Here is an 18,689-nt window from a genome sequence, read left to right on the forward strand (position 1 = left end):
TCGCTGCAGGGCAGATTCAAGTCTGGCTTTGGTCACGGCACGCCATCACGGCCGCCATGGACCGCAGATTTCCGGGGAGCTGGCATGGCAGTTGCAGTAGTAGGTGCGCCTGCCTCATTGAATCACCGAAATCCAATAAACGAAATCCGAGCCTCAGGAATAAGGAGAAGAAACCCATGAAGAAGTTGGCCCTTGCAGTCAGCGCGGTTGTCCTGACCAGTGCCGCCGCCACCGCCTACGCGCAAAGCACGGAAGCGGCGGCCCCGGCACCGGCCGCCGCCGCTGCCGAGCCGGCATCGCCGCATACGTTCACGGCCAACGTGTCGCTGGTCTCGGACTACCGCTATCGCGGCATCAGCCAGACCAACCTGCGCCCGGCCATCCAGGGTGGCTTTGACTACGCCCACGAAAGCGGCTTCTATGTGGGCAACTGGAACTCCAGCATCAGCTGGCTCGAGGATGCCAACCCGGCGGTCTCGGCCCCGGTCGAAATGGATTTCTACGGCGGCTTCAAGAACACCTTCAAGGTCGCCGGCACCGAGTTCAACTATGACCTGGGCGTGCTCGAGTACTACTACCCGGGCGGCTACAACAACCCGCGCCCCTACACCACGGAACTGTACGCCGGCATCGGCTGGGGCCCGGTCATGCTCAAGTACTCGCACTCGGTCACCAACCTGTTTGGCTGGGCCGACAGCAAGAACAGCTACTACGTCGATCTGAGCGCCAATGTCCCGCTGAATTTCTGGGACCTGACGCTGAACGCGCACGTCGGCTACCAGGGCGTCAAGCACAACAGCGACGCCTCGTACACCGACTGGAAGATCGGCCTGACCAAGGACCTGGGCAAGGGCTTCGCGCTGGCGGTTGCCTATGTCGATACCAACGCCAAGGAAGTGGCCTACACCAGCGCCAACCGCGGCCGCTACCTGGGCAAGGCCACGGCCTGGGCCTCGATCACCAAGACTTTCTAATCATTGCCGCAGGCCGGGCGGGCAGCGCCGGCCTGCCCCGAGGAGAAATCGGATGAAACTCATCATCGCAGTCATCAAGCCGTTCAAGCTCGACGAAGTGCGCGAAGCGCTGTCGGACGTGGGCGTGTCCGGCATTACCGTGACCGAAGTGAAAGGCTTCGGCCGCCAGAAGGGCCACACCGAGCTGTACCGCGGCGCCGAATACATCGTCGACTTCCTGCCCAAGGTGAAGATCGAGGTGGCGGTGCCCGACGACGTGGTCGAGCGCGCCATCGAGGCGGTCGAGAAATCGGCCCGCACCGGCAAGATCGGCGACGGCAAGATCTTCGTGGCACCGATCGAGCAGGTCATCCGCATCCGCACCGGCGAGACCGGCGGCGATGCCCTGTGACCCGAGACAGCACATCACAAGAGGTTAAGCACATGAAAACCTGGTTCAAGCGATTCCTGACGGCCGGCGCGATGGCGCTGGCCATCGGCACGGCGGGCGTGGGCATCTCCACGCCGGCCGCCGCACAGGACAAGCCGGCCGCCGAGGCATCTGCCCCGGCCGCCTCCGCCGCCCCCGCCGCAGCCGCTGCCGAAGCGTCGGCGCCGGCTGCTGCCGCTGCGCCTGCCGCGGCAGCACCGGCCGCCGCCCCCGCGGAAGCTGCCGCCGCGCCGGCCGCACCGGTGCCCAACAAGGGCGACACCGCCTGGCTGCTGGTCTCGACCGCCTTCGTGATCCTGATGACGCTGCCTGGCCTGGCGCTGTTCTACGGCGGCCTGGTGCGCTCCAAGAACATGCTGTCGGTGCTGATGCAGTGCCTGGTGATCTTCTCGCTGGTGGCGCTGCTGTGGGCGATCTACGGCTACAGCTTTGCCTTCACCGAGGGCAACGCCTTCTTCGGCGGCACCGACCGGCTCTTCATGAAGGGGCTGACGGTCGAGGCCGTGGCTGCCACCTTCAGCAAGGGCGTGGTGGTGCCGGAACTGGGCTACTTCGCCTTCCAGTGCGCCTTCGCCTGCATCACCTGCGGCCTGATCATCGGCGCCTTCGCCGAACGCGCCAAGTTCTCGGCCGTGCTGGTGTTCGTGGTGCTGTGGTTCACCTTCTCCTACATCCCGATGGCCCACATGGTCTGGTTCTGGCCGGGTCCTGACGCCTACACCGACGCTGCTGCCGGCGCCGCCGCGACCGCCAAGTCGGGCTGGCTGTTCCAGAAGGGCGCGCTCGACTTCGCTGGTGGCACCGTGGTGCACATCAACGCGGCCGTGGCCGGCCTGGTCGGCGCCTATATGTTCGGCAAGCGCATCGGCTTCGGCCGTGAGGCGATCCGTCCGCACAGCCTGACCTTCACCATGGTGGGTGCCTCGCTGCTGTGGTTCGGCTGGTTCGGCTTCAACGCCGGCTCGGCGCTGGAAGCCAACGGCTCGGCCGCGCTGGCCTTCGTCAACACGCTGCTGGCCACCTGCGCCGCCGTACTGGCGTGGACCTTCGGCGAGTGGATCGGCAAGGGCAAGCCGTCGATGCTGGGCGGTGCCTCGGGTGCGGTGGCCGGCCTGGTGGCGATCACCCCGGCGGCCGGCTTTGTCGGCCCGATGGGCTCGATCGTGATGGGCCTGATCGCCGGCCTGCTGTGCCTGTGGGGCGTGACCGGCCTGAAGCGCATGCTGGGCATGGACGACTCGCTGGATGTGTTCGGCGTGCACGGCGTGGGCGGCATCGTGGGTGCGCTGCTGACCGGCGTGTTTGCCGCGCCCAGCCTCGGCGGCACGGGCATCTACGACTACGTGGCCAACAAGGTGGCGGACGACTACTCGATCGCCGGCCAGCTCTGGATCCAGTTCGAAGGCGTGCTGACCACCGTGGTGTGGTCCGGCGTGGTCGCCTTCGTGGCCTACAAGCTGGTGGACATGCTGATCGGCCTGCGGGTGCCGGAAGACGAAGAACGCGAGGGCCTGGATATCACCTCGCACGGCGAGACCGCGTATGAAGTCTGACCGCAAAAGTGTTGTGCTGGAGAGCTGATTGGGAATCTTCTCTCAGGAGTTTTCGCCCGGCCGCGTGCCGGGCTTTTTTCTTTCCGGCATTGCCTGAGATTGCAGACATTTGCCGCTCAGCCGCGCCGAACCACGCGTGTCGCGAATGCTCCTGGAGGACTTCCGTGGTTCCTCGCAAAACCCGCCAGCCGAGTGCCGGCAAGGGCTGGCAGGCGATCCCCCCGCGCCCCGCGCGGGTTTTTCGCAAAGTGCTTAACTCCGATCTTAAAAAGCTTCAATTGTCTTTAATGTGCGGGGCACATACATTGCCAGTGAGGCAGTTTCCTCCACCTGCAGAACGCTCCCCGTATCTGTCAGGCCATTTAAGAGCGCGGCATCGCCGCGCTTTTTTTTGCCTGTGCGGCCGGCTCTTTATTTCGCGCCGCCCATCCCCATATCGTTATCCCTTAGGCCCGGCCATGCATATCCTTATAAAGGGGTGCCAGCGCCTGGTTGGCCGTTCCTCTACAATCGGGGCGAACGATTAAGACGACGATTTATAGGATGGATATGGTCCCGCATCTCATCACCGCGCTGAACGGTCCGCTGCTCGAACTGGAAAAGAAGATCCTGGACGCCACGCCGTCCATCGAGCGCTGGTTCAGGCTGGAATGGCAGGAGCATACCCCTCCGTTCTATTGCTCGGTGGACCTGCGCAACGCCGGCTTCAAGCTGGCGCCGGTCGACACCAACCTGTTCCCAGGCGGCTTCAACAACCTGGCCCCGGAAATGCTGCCGCTGGCGGTGCAGGCGGCGATGGCGGCGATCGAGAAGATCTGCCCGGACGCCAAGAACCTGCTGCTGATCCCCGAGCGGCATACCCGCAACATGTTCTACCTGCAGAACGTGGCGCGGCTGTCGCTGATCATGCGCCAGGCGGGCTTGAACGTGCGCCTGGGCTCGCTCTCCGAGGAAATCACCGAACCGACCCCGATCGAGCTGCCCGACGGCCAGACCCTGGTGGTCGAGCCGCTCGCGCGCCTGGGCACCAAGGGCCGCCGGCTCGGGCTGAAGGACTTCGACCCCTGTTCGATCCTGCTGAACAACGACCTGTCGGCCGGGATCCCGCCGATCCTGGAAAACATCAACGAGCAGTACCTGCTGCCGCCGCTGCACGCCGGCTGGTCCACCCGCCGCAAGAGCAGCCACTTTGCCGCCTATGACGAGGTTGCCAAGAAGTTCGCCAAGCTGATCGACATCGACCAGTGGATGGTCAACCCGTACTTCGCCCGCTGCTCCGGCGTGGACTTCCATGAGCGCGTGGGCGAGGAAGAACTCGCCGACGCGGTCGAGGGCGTGCTCAAGAAGGTGGCCAAGAAGTACCGCGAGTACGGCATCAAGGAGACCCCGTACGTGGTGGTCAAGGCCGATGCCGGCACCTACGGCATGGGCATCATGACCGTGCGCGACCCGTCCGAGGTCAAGGGCCTGAACCGGAAGGAGCGCAACAAGATGAGCGTCGTCAAGGAAGGCCTTGAGGTCAGCGACGTCATCATCCAGGAAGGCGTGCACACCTTCGAGAAGGTCAATGAAGCGGTGGCCGAGCCGGTGGTGTACATGATCGACCGCTACGTGGTCGGCGGCTTCTACCGCGTGCACACGGGCCGCGGCAACGACGAGAACCTGAACGCGCCGGGCATGCATTTCGTGCCGCTGGCGTTTGCGCCCAACGGCATCCCGGACAGCCACGCCAAGCCTGGCGCCGCCGTGCCGAACCGCTTCTACATGTATGGCGTGGTGGCCCGGCTGGCACTGCTGGCGGCGTCGCTGGAACTCGAGAAGACCGACCCGAACCCGATTATCTGAGCCGCCGCCATGCGCATCCTCTTCATCACCGATCCGCTGGAGACCTTCAAGACATACAAGGACTCCACCTACGCCATGATGACCGAGGCCGCCGCGCGCGGCCACGAGTTGTACTGGTGCCTGCAGCCGCAGCTGGCGCTGTCCGGCCGCACCGTCGAGACCGTGGCCACGCGCCTGCACCTGACCGGCGAGACCAGCGACGCCGACCACAGCGCCTGGTACCGCGAGGGCAACAGCGCGCTGGAGCCGCTGTCGGCCTTCGACGCGGTGCTGATGCGCAAGGACCCGCCCTTCGACATGGAGTACGTCACCAGCACCTGGCTGCTGGAGCTGGCCGAGTCGCAGGGCGCGCGCGTGTTCAACAAGCCGCGCGCGATCCGCGACCATTCCGAGAAGCTGGCCATTGCCCAGTATCCGGAATACATCACGCCGACCCTGGTCACGCGCGACCTGGCACGCATCCGCGACTTCCACGCCGAGCATCGCGACATCATCGTCAAGCCGCTGGACGGCATGGGCGGCATGGGTGTGTTCCGCGTCGGCGCGGACGGCATGAACCTGGCCGCGATCGTCGAGACGCTGGGCCACGACGGCGCCCGCACGCTGATGGTGCAGCGCTATATCCCGGCGATCAAGGACGGCGACAAGCGCATCCTGCTGATCGGCGGCGTGCCGGTGCCATATTCGCTGGCGCGCGTGCCGATGGCCGGCGAGGTGCGCGGCAACCTGGCTGCCGGCGGCACCGGCCGCGCGCAGGAACTGAGCCCGCGCGACCGCGAGATCGCCGAGGCACTGGCGCCGGGGCTGTGGGAGCAGGGCCTGCTGCTGGTGGGCCTGGACGTCATCGGCGACTACCTGACCGAGGTCAATGTGACGAGTCCGACCTGTTTCCAGGAGATCACCCAGCAAACCGGCTTCCATGTCGCGGCGATGTTCATCGACGCGCTGGAGCACGCCGTGGACGCGGCCGGGCGCTGAGCCTGGCCGGCAGCGGGAGCGCGGGGGGCGCCTGCTACAATCGGGGCAATCCAACGGATTCACCATCATGGCAGGCATTCTGATCATCGCGCACACCCCGCTGGCTTCGGCGCTGCGCGATTGCGCCGCCCACGTCTACTGCGGCCAGCCGCAGCGGCTGGAAGCCATCGACGTCCTTCCCGATGCCGACCCCGCCGTCGTGCTGGCCGAGGCCAGGCGCCGGCTGGCGGCCATCTGCGAAGACAACGGCGCGCTGGTCCTCACCGATATCTTCGGCGCCACCCCCGCCAATATCGCCGCACGCCTGGCCGAGCCGGGCCGCGTGCGCGTGCTGGCCGGCGTCAACCTTCCCATGCTCGTGCGCGCGATCTGCTACCGCGGCGAAAAGCTCGACCAGCTTGCCACCAAGGCCTTGGCCGGCGGCTCGCAGGGTGTGCTGCAGGTCGGCACCACGACTGTCCAGAACCAAACCGCAAACCATCCCGACAAATATGCTGCAGAGGGACACCACCATCATCAATAAGCTCGGCCTGCATGCGCGCGCGTCCGCCAAGCTGACCCAGCTCGCCGGCAACTTTGTCAGCCAGGTCAAGATGTCCCGCAATGGTCGCCAGGTCGACGCCAAGAGCATCATGGGTGTCATGATGCTGGCCGCCGGGATCGGCTCCACGGTGACCCTCGAGACCGACGGCCCCGACGAGCAGGAGGCGATGGACGCGCTGCTGGCGCTGATCGCCAACCGCTTTGGTGAGGGAGAGTGAGGCCGGCGGCCTCGACCCGAATTCTTAAACGTTCCTGACGGAGCGGTACATGCCTTTCGCCCTGCACGGCATCCCGGTCTCGCGCGGCGTCGCCATCGGTCGCGCGCACCTGCTTGCGCCCGCGGCGCTGGACGTGTCGCACTACCTGGTCGATGAAGACCAGCTCGACGCCGAGGTCGAACGGCTGCGCGCAGCGCGCGCCGCGGTGCGCGCGGAACTGGCCGCGCTCAAGCGCGACCTGCCGCGCGATGCGCCCGAGGAGCTGGGCGCGTTCCTGGACGTGCACGCGATGATCCTCGACGACGAGGCGCTGGCGCGCGAGCCCGAGGCCCTGATCCGGGGCCGCCGCTACAATGCAGAGTGGGCACTTACCACGCGCCTCGAAGAGCTGATGCGCCAGTTCGACGAGATCGAGGATGAATACCTGCGTGAGCGCAAGACCGATATCCGGCAGGTGGTCGAGCGCATCCTGAAGGCGCTGGCCGGGGCTCCGGTGCTGGTGCCCGCGCCGGTGCCGGCGCTGGCCGCCGACGGCGAGGCCGCGACCGGGGTGATCGTGGTGGCCCACGATATCGCCCCGGCCGACATGCTGCAGTTCCGCCATACCATCTTCCACGGCTTTGTCACCGACATGGGCGGGCGCACCTCGCATACCGCCATCGTCGCGCGCAGCCTGGACATTCCGGCCGCGGTCGGGGTGCAGAGCGCGAGCGAGCTGATCCGCCAGGACGACTGGATCATCATCGACGGCGATGCCGGGCTGGTGATCGTCGACCCGACCGCCATCATCCTGGAAGAATACCGCCACCGGCAGAGCGAGCGCGCGCTGGAAAAGAAGCGCCTGCAGCGGCTGCGGCATACCCCGGCGGTGACGCTGGACGGGCTGGAAATCGACTTGCTGGCCAATATCGAGATGGCCGAGGACGCCGGCGCGGCGCTGTCGGCCGGCGCGGTCGGCGTGGGCCTGTTCCGTTCTGAATTCCTGTTCATGAACCGGCGCGACGAGTTGCCGGGCGAGGACGAGCAGTTCCAGGCCTACCGCGGCGCGGTCGATGCCATGCACGGGCTGCCGGTGACCATCCGCACCATCGACATCGGCGCCGACAAGCCGCTCGATGCCCGCGGCGACGGCCGCGGCGATGAATTCGAGACCGCGCTGAACCCGGCGCTGGGCCTGCGCGCGATCCGCTGGTCGCTGTCCGAGCCGGGCATGTTCCTGACCCAGCTGCGCGCGCTGCTGCGGGCTTCGGCCTTCGGCCCGGTGCGGCTGCTGGTGCCGATGCTGGCGCACGCCAGCGAGATCGACCAGACCCTGGCGCTGATCGCCAAGGCCAAGCGCCAGCTCGACGAGCGCGGCGAGGCCTACGACCCGGGCATGAAGGTCGGCGCCATGATCGAGATCCCGGCGGCGGTGCTGCTGCTGCCGCTGTTCCTGCGCAAGATGGACTTCCTGTCCATCGGCACCAACGACCTGATCCAGTACACGCTGGCGATCGACCGTGCCGACAACGCGGTGGCGCACCTGTTCGACCCGCTGCACCCGGCGGTGCTGCAGCTGGTGGCGCGCACCATCCGCGAGGCCAACCGCGCCGGCGTGCCGGTGGCCGTGTGCGGCGAAATGGCGGGCGACCCGTCCATGACCCGGCTGCTGCTGGGCATGGGGCTGCGCGAGTTCTCGATGCACCCGGCGCAGCTGCTGCGGGTCAAGCAGGAGATCCTGCATGCCCACTGCGAGCGGCTCGAGCCGCTGGTCGACCAGGTCCTGCAGGCCTTCGATCCCGAGGAGCAGGCGGCCGCCCTGCGGCAGCTGGCACGACCCTGAAGCCATCAGGGTTTTCTGATGCAGAAAGGCGGCTGGTGCAGCACTTCCGCAAGCCGGAAAGTGCCGCCCAAGCCGCCTTCTTTTTGCATCCTGTGGCGTCTACCCGACCTCTCCCAATGTGGCTTAATGGGAATTGTTATCATTATTGATCTCTGATATTCTGACGTTCATTCGCAGTGGCATGCCGGTGCCACGCGCCCCAACGGAGGGACTTGTGTACGTCTGCATCTGCAACCAGATCACCGATCGTGAGATTCACGGTGCTGCGCACCTGGGCATCGAAACCCTCGACGAACTGGCCGAAACGCTTGGCGTCGGCACCTGCTGCGGCCGCTGCCGCGAGTGCGCGCACCAGGTGTTGCAGGAAGGCGTGGCGGCGGTGCGCAACGTCACCGTGGCGACCCTCGCCAACATCCAGGTTGTGGAGATTTCTTCCTGTTCCGCGTCGGGCCCATGTACCATAATGGACACTCGGGACCCGGCAGTCGCGAACGACCAGCGCAAGGCGCTGGTGGCCTGAACGCGCCCATGAACTGAAGATCCAGTTCACGGCGCGCTTTTGTGCTTTTTCCTTTTTCACTGACTGCACGGCGCCATTGGCGCCGTTTCGTGTTTTTGCGCGGGCCCGATGCAACAGGAGCCGCCAATGAAAGGTGACAAGAAGGTCATCCAGCATCTGAACGCCCAGCTCAAGAACGAGCTGACCGCGATCAACCAGTATTTCCTGCACGCCCGCATGTATCGCCACTGGGGCCTGAAGAAGCTCGGCGACGTGGAGTACAAGGAATCGATCGGCGAAATGAAGCACGCCGACCGCCTGATCGAGCGCATCCTGATGCTGGACGGCCTGCCCAACCTGCAGGATCTGCACAAGCTGCTGCTCGGCGAAGACACGCCCGAGATGCTCAAGTGCGACCTGAAGCTCGAGCAGACCGCGCATGCCACCGTCAAGGAAGGCATCGCCTACTGCGAATCCGTGGGCGATTACGTCAGCCGCGAAATCCTGGTCGATATCCTCACCGATACCGAGGAACATATCGAATACCTGGAAACGCAGCTGGACCTGATCGACAAGGTCGGGCTGCAGAACTACCTGCAGTCGCAGATGGAGCCGGGCGAGCAATAAGCCGGTCTCCGGCGTGGCCGCTCTCGATGAGCGGCCGCCCCAGCGCGCGGCGCCGTTCGGCTCCGCCTTGTTGCTCGCCTGCAGGCAGTAACCCTTCTCATTCCGATTCCTGTTCTTTATCCAGGCGTCCCTGGCGGGCAAAGGCTCCTGTCCCGCCATGGCGCCGCGCAAATCTCACCCTATGACCAATGATGCGCCCTGACACCGCGGACTTCCGCACCCTGTTCCTCAGCGGCGTGGCCATGCTGGACGTGCGCGCGCCGCTGGAATTCGCACGCGGGGCCTTTCCCGGCGCGGTCAACCTGCCGCTGATGGATGATGCCGAGCGCCACGAGGTGGGCCTGTGCTATGCGCAGAAGGGCCAGCAGGCGGCAATCGAACTTGGCCACCAGCTGGTGGCCGGGCTGCGCAAGGCCGCGCGGATCGCAGCCTGGGCGGAGTTTGCGCGGGCGCATCCGGACGGCTACCTCTATTGCTTCCGCGGCGGGCTGCGCTCGCAGCTGGTGCAGCAATGGCTGCACGCGGCCGGTGTCGATTACCCCCGCGTGACCGGCGGCTACAAGGCCATGCGCGGCTTCCTGATCGAGACCACCGATGCCGCGGCGGCCGAGCAGCAGTGGTTCGTGCTGGGCGGCCTGACCGGCAGCGGCAAGACCGATGTGCTGGCCGACGTGCCCGCCGCGATCGACCTCGAAGGCCATGCGCGGCACCGCGGCTCGGCCTTCGGGCGGCGCGCGCTGGCGCAGCCGCCGCAGATCGATTTCGAGAACGCGCTGGCCATCGACGTGCTGCGTCATATTGACGCAGGCTGGCGCGCGCTGCTGGTGGAGGACGAGGGCCGCTTTATCGGCAGCCGCGACGTGCCGCAGGCGCTGACGCAGCGCATGCAGGCCAGCCCGCTGGTGTGGCTGGAAGCGTCGTTCGACGAACGCGTGGGGCGCGTGCTGCGCGACTATGTGCAGGGGCTGGCGGCGGAGTTCATTGCCGAGAAGGGCAGCACGGAAGGCTTCGAAGCCTACGCCACGCGCCTGCGCGAGGCCATGGCCGGGATCTCGCCGCGGCTGGGCGGTGCCCGCTACGGCAAGCTGTCGGCGTTGCTGGACCAGGCGCTGGCGCAGCAGGCGGAGCGGGGCGAGGTGGATCTGCACCGCGGCTGGATCGAAGTGCTGCTGCGCGAGTACTACGATCCGATGTACGCCTTCCAGCGCGAACAGCGTGAGGCGCGCATCGTCTTTCGCGGTGACCGCGCCGCAGTCACCGACTGGCTGCGGGCGCACACGGCGCAGCGCGACTAGTCTGCGGCTTCAGTGCCCGGCGCAGACCGGGCAATCCGGCGTGCGTGCCAGCCGCATCGTGGTCCATTCCATCGACAGCGCATTGACCATCAGCAGCCGGCCCGCCAGGCTCTCGCCGACACCCGCGAGCAGCTTGAGCGCCTCGGCCGCCTGCACCGTGCCGACCATGCCGACCAGCGGCGCGAACACGCCCATGGTGGCGCAGGCCACTTCCGGCGCGGGTTCGGCCGGCGGGAACAGGCAGGCGTAGCAGGGCGCGTCGGGCTGGCGCCGGTCGAACACGCTGATCTGGCCATCGAAGCGCAGCGCCGCGCCTGACACCAGCGGCACCTTGTGGCGCACGCAGGCGCGGTTGACTGCCTGGCGCGTAGCGAAGTTGTCGCAGCAGTCGAGCACCACGTCGGCCGTGGCGACGAGCTGGTCAAGCTCTGCGTCGCCCACGCGCGCGGTCACCGTCACGATCTCCAGCCCCGGGTTGATGCGCAGCATGCCTTCGCGCGCCGAATCCACCTTGGGCCGGCCCACGTTGGCGGTGGTGTGGATGATCTGGCGCTGCAGGTTGGTCAGGTCGACCTCATCGTTGTCGACCACCGTGATGCGGCCCACCCCGGCCGAGGCCAGGAAGGGCAGCGCGGCTGCGCCCAGGCCGCCGGCGCCGATCACCAGCGCATGGCCGGCAAGCAGGCGCCGCTGGCCCTCGATGCCGAGCTCGTCCAGCAGGATGTGGCGCGAGTAGCGCAGCAGTTGTTCGTCGTTGAGGCCGTCGTCGCTCATGAGGTAATCCCTCGAGTGCTGAAGGGGAGGGCGGTTTTGGGTGCTCCAAAGCCGCCCGAGCTAGCCCAAGCAAGGTGTTCTCCCTCTCCCCTCAGGGGGAGAGGGTTGGGGAGAGGGGTGGACTGGCAAGGAACCACTTCAAGCGAAGCCAGGGGTGTTAACCCGCCGCCCTCAGCCTTTGACACTCCTGCCCTCTCCCCCTGCCCCTCTCCCGCAAGCGGGAGAGGGGAGCAAACCGGCAGCCTGACTAAAGCCCCAGGGTCTCAGGGTGCCTTGCCCGTCGGCGTGCCCAGCGGCTCGCCGATCGGGGCGCTGGCCGGCGGCTGCTTGCCGGGGGCCGGTGCCGCCGGCTTGGCTGCCGGTGCGCTGGCGCCCTTGGCGCCGCTCTTGCCCGAGGGCTTTGCCGCCTTGCCATTGTCGGCAGGCGGATTGGTTTCCAGCTTCGACTTGGAGCGCTTGACCGGCTGGCCGTTGAGCTGGGCGATGGCCTGCTGCAGCATGAAGTCGTCGGCCGTGCCGAATTCCACCGGCTTCTTGCGGCGATCCTTCTCGCGCTCTTCCGGCGTCTTCTTCGCGTTCTCTTCTTCCAGGCGGCGCAGCTCGTCCACGCGGCGCTGCTCGCGCTCGGTCATTTCCGGCTGTTCCGATTCCTGCTTGTTGTGCAGGTGGCGCTCGGTGTCGATCTCGCGCGTGATCAGCGCGTCGTCCGGATCGCCTTCGGGGTTCTGGTCGACCGGGATGTCCGGACGGATGCCCTTGGCCTGGATCGACTTGCCGCTCGGCGTGTAGTAGTACGCGATGGTCAGCTTGATGCCGGTGTCGTTGGTCAGCGGGCGCACGGTCTGCACCGAGCCCTTGCCGAAGGTGGTCTTGCCCATGATCTGCGCACGGTGATGATCCTGCAGCGCGCCCGCCACGATCTCGGAGGCCGAGGCCGAGTAGGCGTTGGTCAGCACCACCATCGGGATCTTCTTGTAGAGCGCGGGCAGGTCCTTGAGCGGATCGTCTTCCAGCGACGACAGGCGGTAGTTGTTGTACGTCGCCTTGTACACGCGCTTGGCATCTGGCACCTGGCCGTTGGTGGACACCACCGTGGCGTCTTCCGGCAGGAAGGCCGCGGCCACGCCGACCGCGCCCTGCAGCACGCCGCCGCCGTTGTTGCGCAGGTCCAGCACCAGGCCCTTCATGTTGGGGTTCTTCTGCGCCAGCTCGGCCAGCTTGCGGGACAGGTCGGCGATGGTGCGTTCCTGGAAGCTGGTCAGGCGGATCCAGCCGATATTGTTGTCCAGCATCTTGGCCTTGACCGACTGCACGCGGATCTCGGCGCGCGTGATCGAGACCGGGAAGGTGCGTTCCTCGCTCTTGCGGTAGATGGTCAGCGTGACCTTGGTGCCGGGTTCGCCGCGCATGCGCTTGACCGCCTGCTCCAGCGGCAGGCCGCGCACGGGCTTGTCGTCGATGCGGGTGATCAGGTCGCCCGGCTGGATGCCGGCGCGGAAGGCAGGGGTGTCCTCGATCGGGTTGATCACCTTGACCAGGCCTTCTTCCTGCGAGATCTCGATGCCCAGGCCGGCGAAGCGTCCGCGCGTGCCTTCCTGCAGTTCCTTGAAGTCTTTCTCGTCGAGATAGGAGGAATGCGGGTCGAGGCTGGCGACCATGCCCTTGATGGCTTCGGTCAGCAGCTTCTTGTCATCGACCGGCTCCACGTACTCGCGCTTGATCTGCCCGAAGATATCGGCCATCAGCCGCAGCTGGTCAAGCGGCAAGGGCCCCGATGAATTCTGGGCGGTCGCCGAAATCTGCAGCGTGGCGAGCACGCCGGCGACGAGACCGACAGAAACTAGGCTGATGTTCTTGAGCGTCTTGCGCATGAGGGCTGCCTGAACGTGTACTCGAAGTACTGGTGTACGGTATGGGGATTATGCCGGCTGCGGCCGCCCGGCGCCGGGCGGTTTGTCCGACAGTATAAGTGCGAGTGGTGAAAAGGGCCTGTCCCGTCCCGGCTCAGGGTGGGCGGCCGCACATCCGCGCGCGGCCGCCCGGGCCGCCTTCAGCGTGCCTTGCCCTGGCTGGCCACGGCCGCCAGCGAGGCGGCGATGGCGTCCTGGTCACCCAGGTAGTAGTGGCGCAGGGGGCGCAGGTCGGCGTCCAGCTCATAGACGAGCGGGGTGCCGTTGGGGATATTGAGTCCGACGATATCGTCATCCGAGATCTGGTCCAGGTATTTCACCAGCGCGCGGATGCTGTTGCCATGGGCGGCAATGACCACGCGCTTGCCGGATTGGATGTCGGGGGCGATGGATTCGTTCCACAGCGGCATCACGCGGGCCACGGTGTCCTTCAGGCACTCGGTCAGCGGGATCTCATTGCGCGGCACATTGGCGTAGCGCGGATCGTCGTACGAGGCACGCGGATCGGTGGGCTCCAGCGCGGGCGGCGGCGTGTCATAGCTGCGGCGCCACACCAGCACCTGCTCGTCGCCGAACTTGGCGGCCGTTTCTGCCTTGTTCAGGCCGGCCAGCGCGCCGTAGTGGCGCTCGTTCAGGCGCCATTCGTTGCGCACCGGGATCCACATCAGGTCCATTTCATCCTGCACATGCCACAGCGTGCGGATGGCGCGCTTGAGCACCGAGGTATAGGCCACGTCAAAGCCCAGGCCGGCATCCTTGAGCAGCTTGCCGGCCTGGCGCGCCTGGTTGGCGCCGGTTTCGGTCAGGTCGACGTCGACCCAGCCGGTAAAGCGGTTTTCAAGGTTCCACGTGGATTCGCCGTGGCGGATGAGGACGAGCTTGTACATGCTGCTGCTTCCAGAGAGTAGGTAACCTGCATGCGTCCGCGCCGTCACCTGGAGGGGCTGATGGGTTCCTTTTGGACATCCCATGTCTCAGACAGGCGACAATGGCGGATGGCCATGCGACGGCAGGGCCTGGACGCCAAACCGCGTATTTTATAATGCCGCCGACCCAACCTACCGGAATGCCAACGTGAATTTCTTCGCCGACTACAACAACCTCGCTCTGATCGCCCTTGCCGTGGTCTCGGGCGGCCTGCTGGCCTGGCCCGCGATCTCGCGCAGCACCCGCGGCAAGACCGTCAATACGGCCACCGCGACCCAGCTGATCAACAAGCGCGGCGCGGTCGTGGTCGACATCCGCGAGCCCGCCGAGTATGCCAAGGGTCACCTGCCGCAAGCCAAGAGCGCGCCGCTGGCCGACCTGCCCTCGCGCGCGGCCGGCCTTGCAAAGGACAAGGCTGCCCCCATCATCGTCGTATGCCAGACCGGCCAGCGCTCGGGCAAGGCCCAGGCAGCGTTGAAGGAAGCCGGTTACAGTGAGATCTACGCGCTCGAGGGCGGCATCGCCGCCTGGCAGCAGGCAGGCCTGCCGCTGGTGAAGTAATCCCGGGCAGCACCGCCGTATCCGTCACAGCGCGCGCGCCCGGCCAGGCCGGGCCGCGCGCGCATTGCAGTCAAGGAGAACCCGCATGGCCCGTGTCGTCATGTACAGCACCGTGGTGTGCCCGTATTGCCTGATGGCTGAACGCCTGCTCAAGTCCAGGGGCGTGGAAACGATCGAGAAGATCCTGATCGACCGCGAACCCGGCAAGCGTGAAGAGATGATGGCCCGTACCGGTCGCCGCACCGTGCCGCAGATCTACATCGACGAGACCCACGTGGGCGGCTTCGACGACCTCTCGGCGCTGGACCGCCAGGGCGGCCTGGTGCCGTTGCTGGCCGCCTGAGCCGGTTGCGCCGGCGCTGGCGCGGAATCGTCTGATTCCGCGCCGCGCTGGTTCCGGCATACCCCGGCGCGGGTGAATTCGCCACCCGCGTCATGTACCATATGCGTTTTCCAAGCGGGCACCGGCCAGCCTTGCACGACGCAAGGACTGCGGCCGCCGCGCCCGATGCACATCCAGCCCATCCTCCCGGAAGCCTTTCATGAGCGACCAGCAAAACACCCAGCAGGACGATCAACCCTTCTTCAACATCCAGCGCGTCTACCTGAAAGACATGTCGCTGGAGCAGCCCAATTCGCCCGGCATCTTCCTGGAATCGGAAGCCCCGTCGGTGGAGGTGCAGGTCAACGTCGGCGCTTCGCAGCTGCAGGAAGGGATCTTCGAGGTGGTGGTGACGGGCACCGTGACGACCAAGGTGCAGGACAAGGTTGCCTTCCTGGTGGAAGCGCACCAGGCCGGCATCTTCGATATCCGCAACGTGCCGGTGGAGCAGCTGGACCCGCTGCTGGGCATCGCCTGCCCGACCATCCTGTACCCGTACCTGCGCGGCAATATCGCTGACGTGATCACCCGCGCCGGCTTCCAGGCCATCCACCTGTCGGAAATCAACTTCCAGGCGCTGTATGAGCAACGCCTGCAGGCCGCCATGGAAGAAGCCCAGGGTGCCGAAGGCGGCAACAGCGGCATCGTGATGCCCGACGGCAGCCAGGCCCGCCACTGATTCCGGCGTCCTGAGCCATCATCGAAACGGGGCTGCGGCCCCGTTTTGCCTTTGGGCTACCATCGACTGCGTCCATCCTCGGATCGAGCTGCCATGAAACTGACCTTCCTCGGTGCCGGTGCCTGGGGCACCGCCCTCGCCAGCCATGCCGCGGCCACCAATGACGTGGTGCTGTGGGGGCGCGACCCCGCGCAACTCGCGGCCATCGCGGCCACGCGTGAGAACGCCGCCTACCTGCCCGGCGTGACGCTGTCCGAGAGGCTGGCGGTGCAGGCGGACTTCGAGCAGGCCGTGGCGCATGCCGCCGACGATGCCGACGGCATCGTGGTGGTGGCCACGCCGGTGGCGGGCCTGCGCGAGATGACGCGCCGGCTGGCCGCGCGCGGCGCCAGGCCGGTGTCGATGCTGTGGCTGTGCAAGGGCTTCGAGTCCGGCACCCACCTGCTGCCGCACCAGATGGTGCGGGCCGAACTCGACGCCGCCGGGCGCACCGAGGGCTTTGCCTACGGCGTGCTGACCGGCCCCAGCTTCGCGCGCGAGGTGGCGCTGGGGCTGCCGTGCGCGCTGACCGTGGCGGGCAACGAGCCGTCGCTGGCGGAGCGCGCGCAGGCGGCCTTCCACCATCATGCGATGCGCATCTACGGCAGCGACGACCTGACCGGCGTGGAAGTCGGCGGTGCGGTCAAGAACGTGCTGGCCATTGCCACCGGCGCCAGCGACGGGCTGGGCCTGGGCCTGAACGCGCGCGCCGCGCTGGTGACGCGCGGGCTGGCCGAGATGACGCGCCTGGGGCTGGCGCTGGGCGGCCGGGTCGAGACCTTCATGGGCCTGGCCGGCGTGGGCGACCTGATCCTGACCGCCACCGGCGACCTGTCGCGCAACCGCAAGGTCGGCCAGCAGCTGGCGGCGGGGCAGAGCCTGGAGCAGATCCTGGCCGGTCTGGGCCACGTCGCCGAGGGCGTGCGCTGCGCCCAGGCCGTGGCAGAGCTGGCCTCGGCTAACGGTGTCGAGATGCCGATCGCCCGCGCGGTCTGCGCGGTGCTGTTCGACGGGCTGAGCGCCGCCGATGCGGTGGCGCAGCTGCTGCAGCGCGACGCGCGCGACGAATGATGACTCGCGTATCCACCTTCTGATCCTCCGCACCGCATGCCCACACGACGACAAGCGCTGATCGCGCTGGCTGCCGCCTGCGCCGCCGGGACTTCCGGCAGCGTCTTCGCCCAACCCTGGCCCGCGCGCCCGGTCCGCATGGTGGTGCCGTTCCCGCCGGGCTCATCGCCCGACCTGATCGCGCGCATCGTGACCGAAAAGCTGGCCGCCGCGCTGGGCCAGCCGGTGGTGGTGGAAAACCGTCCCGGCGCCGGCGGCAATATCGGCACCGGCATGGTGGCGCGCGCCGCCCCCGATGGCTATACGCTGCTGTTCACCATCAACGGCCCGCTGGTGACAGCGCCGACGCTGTCGCGCAACCTGAACTACGACCCGTTCCGCCAGCTGGCGCCGGTCACGCTGGTGGCGACCTCGCCCAACGTGCTGGTGGTGGATGCACGCCTGCCGGTGCACAACCTGCGCGAGTTCGTCGCGCTGGCCCGGTCGAAGCCGGCCGAGCTGAACTATGGCTCGCCCGGCAACGGCAGCGCCTCGCACCTGGCGATGGAGCAACTCAAGGCGATGGCGGGCATCGACCTGCAGCACGTGCCATACCCCGGCTTCCCGCAGATCACCACGGCGATGGTGGGCGGGCAGGTGCAGGCGGGCTTCATGGTGCCGGCGATCGCGATGCCGCAGGTCAACGCGGGCAAGCTGCGCGTGCTGGCCGTGACCACGACGGGGCGCACGGCGGTGTTGCCGTCGGTGCCGACGGTGGCGGAATCCGGCTACCCGGGCTTCGAGGCGATTTCCTGGCAGGCGGTGCTGGCGCCGGCGGGCACGCCGCAGGCTGTGATCGACCGGCTCTACCGCGAGCTGGTGGCGATCATCGGCAGCGCCGACGTGCGCGACAAGATGCGCGCGCAGTATTTCGTGCCGGCCGGCACCGCGCCGGCCTCGCTGCGCCAGACCATGGTGAGCGAGAAGGCGCGCTGGGACAAGGTGATCCGCGCCGCCGGCGTGCAGCCGGAGTAGGCACTGGCCGGGCGGCTCAGCTGCCGCCTTCGAACCCGTTCTGGCGCCACGCCTCGAACACCACCACGGCGACCGTGTTCGACAGGTTCAGGCTGCGGTTGTCGGGCCGCATCGGCAGTCGGATGCGCTGCGCGGCCGGGAACCAGTCGCGCCGCTCCGGCGATAGCCCGCGTGTTTCGGAACCGAACACGAACCAGTCCCCGGGGCGGAACGCCACCTGGCCGAACGGTGTCGAGCCGCGCGTGGTCAGCGCGAACATGCGCGCCGGGTCGGGCTGCTCGCTGGCCATCAGCGCGTCCCAGCTTTCATGCACGCGCATGGTGGCGTACTCGTGGTAATCCAGTCCCGCGCGGCGCATGCGCGCGTCTTCCAGCGGAAAACCCAGCGGTTTGACCAGGTGCAGCTGCGCGCCGGTGTTGGCGCACAGGCGGATCACATTGCCGGTATTGGGCGGGATTTCCGGTTCGACCAGGACGACGTTGAACATGATGCGGGGATGGCGGGCGCACTGCGCCTTTCGTCAGAACGGTGCGCAGCTTACCGCGCGC

At 67.1% G+C, this 18,689-nt stretch carries 20 protein-coding genes; 16 read left to right on the forward strand and 4 right to left on the reverse strand.

The features are described from left to right. Positions 1-176 precede the first annotated feature (176 nt). The 11 genes from AC3WLF_RS07500 to mnmH all read left to right on the forward strand — a co-directional run bounded on the left by AC3WLF_RS07500 (position 177) and on the right by mnmH (position 10,784). Positions 177-974, forward strand: a complete 798-nt coding sequence (locus AC3WLF_RS07500; protein WP_492318920.1) for a TorF family putative porin — start codon at positions 177-179, stop codon at positions 972-974. A gap of 52 nt (positions 975-1,026) precedes the next feature. Next, positions 1,027-1,365, forward strand: coding sequence for a P-II family nitrogen regulator (locus tag AC3WLF_RS07505; protein WP_010814843.1), 339 nt, complete (start codon positions 1,027-1,029; stop codon positions 1,363-1,365). Positions 1,366-1,397: 32 nt separating this feature from the next. After that, positions 1,398-2,957: an ammonium transporter gene (gene amt, locus AC3WLF_RS07510; RefSeq protein WP_492318921.1), complete on the forward strand. Its 1,560-nt coding sequence runs from the start codon at positions 1,398-1,400 to the stop codon at positions 2,955-2,957. Positions 2,958-3,506: 549 nt separating this feature from the next. Beyond that, complete coding sequence (gene gshA / locus AC3WLF_RS07515) at positions 3,507-4,802, forward strand: glutamate--cysteine ligase (RefSeq protein ID WP_492318922.1); 1,296 nt, start codon at positions 3,507-3,509, stop codon at positions 4,800-4,802. 9 nt (positions 4,803-4,811) lie between these two features. Further along, complete coding sequence (gshB, locus tag AC3WLF_RS07520) at positions 4,812-5,780, forward strand: glutathione synthase (RefSeq protein ID WP_114131493.1); 969 nt, start codon at positions 4,812-4,814, stop codon at positions 5,778-5,780. A 67-nt stretch (positions 5,781-5,847) separates the two neighbouring features. Next, positions 5,848-6,303: a PTS sugar transporter subunit IIA gene (locus tag AC3WLF_RS07525; RefSeq protein WP_013955422.1), complete on the forward strand. Its 456-nt coding sequence runs from the start codon at positions 5,848-5,850 to the stop codon at positions 6,301-6,303. After that, positions 6,272-6,541, forward strand: a complete 270-nt coding sequence (locus AC3WLF_RS07530; RefSeq protein WP_010814838.1) for an HPr family phosphocarrier protein — start codon at positions 6,272-6,274, stop codon at positions 6,539-6,541. Before AC3WLF_RS07525 ends, AC3WLF_RS07530 begins: the two co-directional genes overlap by 32 nt. Before the next feature lie 49 nt (positions 6,542-6,590). Next, positions 6,591-8,363, forward strand: coding sequence for a phosphoenolpyruvate--protein phosphotransferase (ptsP, locus tag AC3WLF_RS07535; protein ID WP_492352682.1), 1,773 nt, complete (start codon positions 6,591-6,593; stop codon positions 8,361-8,363). Positions 8,364-8,577: 214 nt separating this feature from the next. Continuing rightward, a complete protein-coding gene (locus AC3WLF_RS07540; protein WP_010814836.1) occupies positions 8,578-8,883 on the forward strand; it encodes a (2Fe-2S)-binding protein in 306 nt (101 codons plus the stop codon). Between the two features lie 126 nt (positions 8,884-9,009). After that, a complete protein-coding gene (bfr, locus tag AC3WLF_RS07545; protein WP_010814835.1) occupies positions 9,010-9,489 on the forward strand; it encodes a bacterioferritin in 480 nt (159 codons plus the stop codon). Between the two features lie 191 nt (positions 9,490-9,680). Beyond that, positions 9,681-10,784, forward strand: coding sequence for a tRNA 2-selenouridine(34) synthase MnmH (gene mnmH / locus AC3WLF_RS07550; RefSeq protein WP_492352693.1), 1,104 nt, complete (start codon positions 9,681-9,683; stop codon positions 10,782-10,784). A 9-nt stretch (positions 10,785-10,793) separates the two neighbouring features. On the opposite strand, the gene AC3WLF_RS07555 is transcribed toward mnmH, so the two are convergent. The 3 genes from AC3WLF_RS07555 to gpmA all read right to left on the reverse strand — a co-directional run bounded on the left by AC3WLF_RS07555 (position 10,794) and on the right by gpmA (position 14,355). Then, positions 10,794-11,558: a HesA/MoeB/ThiF family protein gene (locus tag AC3WLF_RS07555; RefSeq protein ID WP_492357312.1), complete on the reverse strand. Its 765-nt coding sequence runs from the start codon at positions 11,556-11,558 to the stop codon at positions 10,794-10,796. 263 nt (positions 11,559-11,821) lie between these two features. After that, complete coding sequence (locus tag AC3WLF_RS07560) at positions 11,822-13,429, reverse strand: S41 family peptidase (protein ID WP_010814832.1); 1,608 nt, start codon at positions 13,427-13,429, stop codon at positions 11,822-11,824. 179 nt (positions 13,430-13,608) lie between these two features. Beyond that, positions 13,609-14,355, reverse strand: a complete 747-nt coding sequence (gene gpmA / locus AC3WLF_RS07565) for a 2,3-diphosphoglycerate-dependent phosphoglycerate mutase (protein ID WP_492318926.1) — start codon at positions 14,353-14,355, stop codon at positions 13,609-13,611. Between the two features lie 187 nt (positions 14,356-14,542). Here gpmA and AC3WLF_RS07570 point away from each other — a divergent pair, with 187 nt between their 5' ends. The 5 genes from AC3WLF_RS07570 to AC3WLF_RS07590 all read left to right on the forward strand — a co-directional run bounded on the left by AC3WLF_RS07570 (position 14,543) and on the right by AC3WLF_RS07590 (position 18,141). Beyond that, positions 14,543-14,956, forward strand: a complete 414-nt coding sequence (locus tag AC3WLF_RS07570) for a rhodanese-like domain-containing protein (protein WP_010814830.1) — start codon at positions 14,543-14,545, stop codon at positions 14,954-14,956. Positions 14,957-15,041: 85 nt separating this feature from the next. Then, positions 15,042-15,299, forward strand: coding sequence for a glutaredoxin 3 (gene grxC / locus AC3WLF_RS07575; protein ID WP_492318927.1), 258 nt, complete (start codon positions 15,042-15,044; stop codon positions 15,297-15,299). Between the two features lie 199 nt (positions 15,300-15,498). Then, positions 15,499-16,017 (forward strand): protein-export chaperone SecB, encoded by a 519-nt coding sequence (secB, locus tag AC3WLF_RS07580; RefSeq protein WP_010814828.1) that lies wholly within the window; start codon positions 15,499-15,501, stop codon positions 16,015-16,017. Between the two features lie 93 nt (positions 16,018-16,110). Beyond that, on the forward strand, positions 16,111-17,127 hold the full coding sequence (locus AC3WLF_RS07585; RefSeq protein ID WP_492318928.1) for an NAD(P)H-dependent glycerol-3-phosphate dehydrogenase: 1,017 nt from the start codon (positions 16,111-16,113) through the stop codon (positions 17,125-17,127). Positions 17,128-17,163: 36 nt separating this feature from the next. Continuing rightward, positions 17,164-18,141 (forward strand): Bug family tripartite tricarboxylate transporter substrate binding protein, encoded by a 978-nt coding sequence (locus AC3WLF_RS07590; RefSeq protein WP_492318929.1) that lies wholly within the window; start codon positions 17,164-17,166, stop codon positions 18,139-18,141. 16 nt (positions 18,142-18,157) lie between these two features. On the opposite strand, the gene trmL is transcribed toward AC3WLF_RS07590, so the two are convergent. Continuing rightward, complete coding sequence (gene trmL / locus AC3WLF_RS07595; RefSeq protein WP_492318930.1) at positions 18,158-18,628, reverse strand: tRNA (uridine(34)/cytosine(34)/5-carboxymethylaminomethyluridine(34)-2'-O)-methyltransferase TrmL; 471 nt, start codon at positions 18,626-18,628, stop codon at positions 18,158-18,160. Between the last annotated feature and the right edge of the window lie 61 nt (positions 18,629-18,689).

The organism is Cupriavidus sp. FW306-01-F10A (assembly GCF_058782785.1).

Excerpts from the sequence above, each read along its gene's own strand:
- AC3WLF_RS07585 (WP_492318928.1), top strand. The coding sequence starts at position 16,111 with ATGAAACTGACCTTCCTCGGTGCCGGTGCCTGGGGCACCGCCCTCGCC.
- AC3WLF_RS07530 (WP_010814838.1), top strand. The coding sequence starts at position 6,272 with ATGCTGCAGAGGGACACCACCATCATCAATAAGCTCGGCCTGCATGCG.
- gshB (WP_114131493.1), top strand. The coding sequence starts at position 4,812 with ATGCGCATCCTCTTCATCACCGATCCGCTGGAGACCTTCAAGACATAC.
- secB (WP_010814828.1), top strand. The coding sequence starts at position 15,499 with ATGAGCGACCAGCAAAACACCCAGCAGGACGATCAACCCTTCTTCAAC.
- grxC (WP_492318927.1), top strand. The coding sequence starts at position 15,042 with ATGGCCCGTGTCGTCATGTACAGCACCGTGGTGTGCCCGTATTGCCTG.
- bfr (WP_010814835.1), top strand. The coding sequence starts at position 9,010 with ATGAAAGGTGACAAGAAGGTCATCCAGCATCTGAACGCCCAGCTCAAG.
- AC3WLF_RS07505 (WP_010814843.1), top strand. The coding sequence starts at position 1,027 with ATGAAACTCATCATCGCAGTCATCAAGCCGTTCAAGCTCGACGAAGTG.
- AC3WLF_RS07560 (WP_010814832.1), bottom strand. The coding sequence starts at position 13,429 with ATGCGCAAGACGCTCAAGAACATCAGCCTAGTTTCTGTCGGTCTCGTC.
- ptsP (WP_492352682.1), top strand. The coding sequence starts at position 6,591 with ATGCCTTTCGCCCTGCACGGCATCCCGGTCTCGCGCGGCGTCGCCATC.
- AC3WLF_RS07500 (WP_492318920.1), top strand. The coding sequence starts at position 177 with ATGAAGAAGTTGGCCCTTGCAGTCAGCGCGGTTGTCCTGACCAGTGCC.
- mnmH (WP_492352693.1), top strand. The coding sequence starts at position 9,681 with ATGCGCCCTGACACCGCGGACTTCCGCACCCTGTTCCTCAGCGGCGTG.
- amt (WP_492318921.1), top strand. The coding sequence starts at position 1,398 with ATGAAAACCTGGTTCAAGCGATTCCTGACGGCCGGCGCGATGGCGCTG.
- AC3WLF_RS07590 (WP_492318929.1), top strand. The coding sequence starts at position 17,164 with ATGCCCACACGACGACAAGCGCTGATCGCGCTGGCTGCCGCCTGCGCC.
- trmL (WP_492318930.1), bottom strand. The coding sequence starts at position 18,628 with ATGTTCAACGTCGTCCTGGTCGAACCGGAAATCCCGCCCAATACCGGC.
- AC3WLF_RS07555 (WP_492357312.1), bottom strand. The coding sequence starts at position 11,558 with ATGAGCGACGACGGCCTCAACGACGAACAACTGCTGCGCTACTCGCGC.
- gpmA (WP_492318926.1), bottom strand. The coding sequence starts at position 14,355 with ATGTACAAGCTCGTCCTCATCCGCCACGGCGAATCCACGTGGAACCTT.
- gshA (WP_492318922.1), top strand. The coding sequence starts at position 3,507 with ATGGTCCCGCATCTCATCACCGCGCTGAACGGTCCGCTGCTCGAACTG.
- AC3WLF_RS07525 (WP_013955422.1), top strand. The coding sequence starts at position 5,848 with ATGGCAGGCATTCTGATCATCGCGCACACCCCGCTGGCTTCGGCGCTG.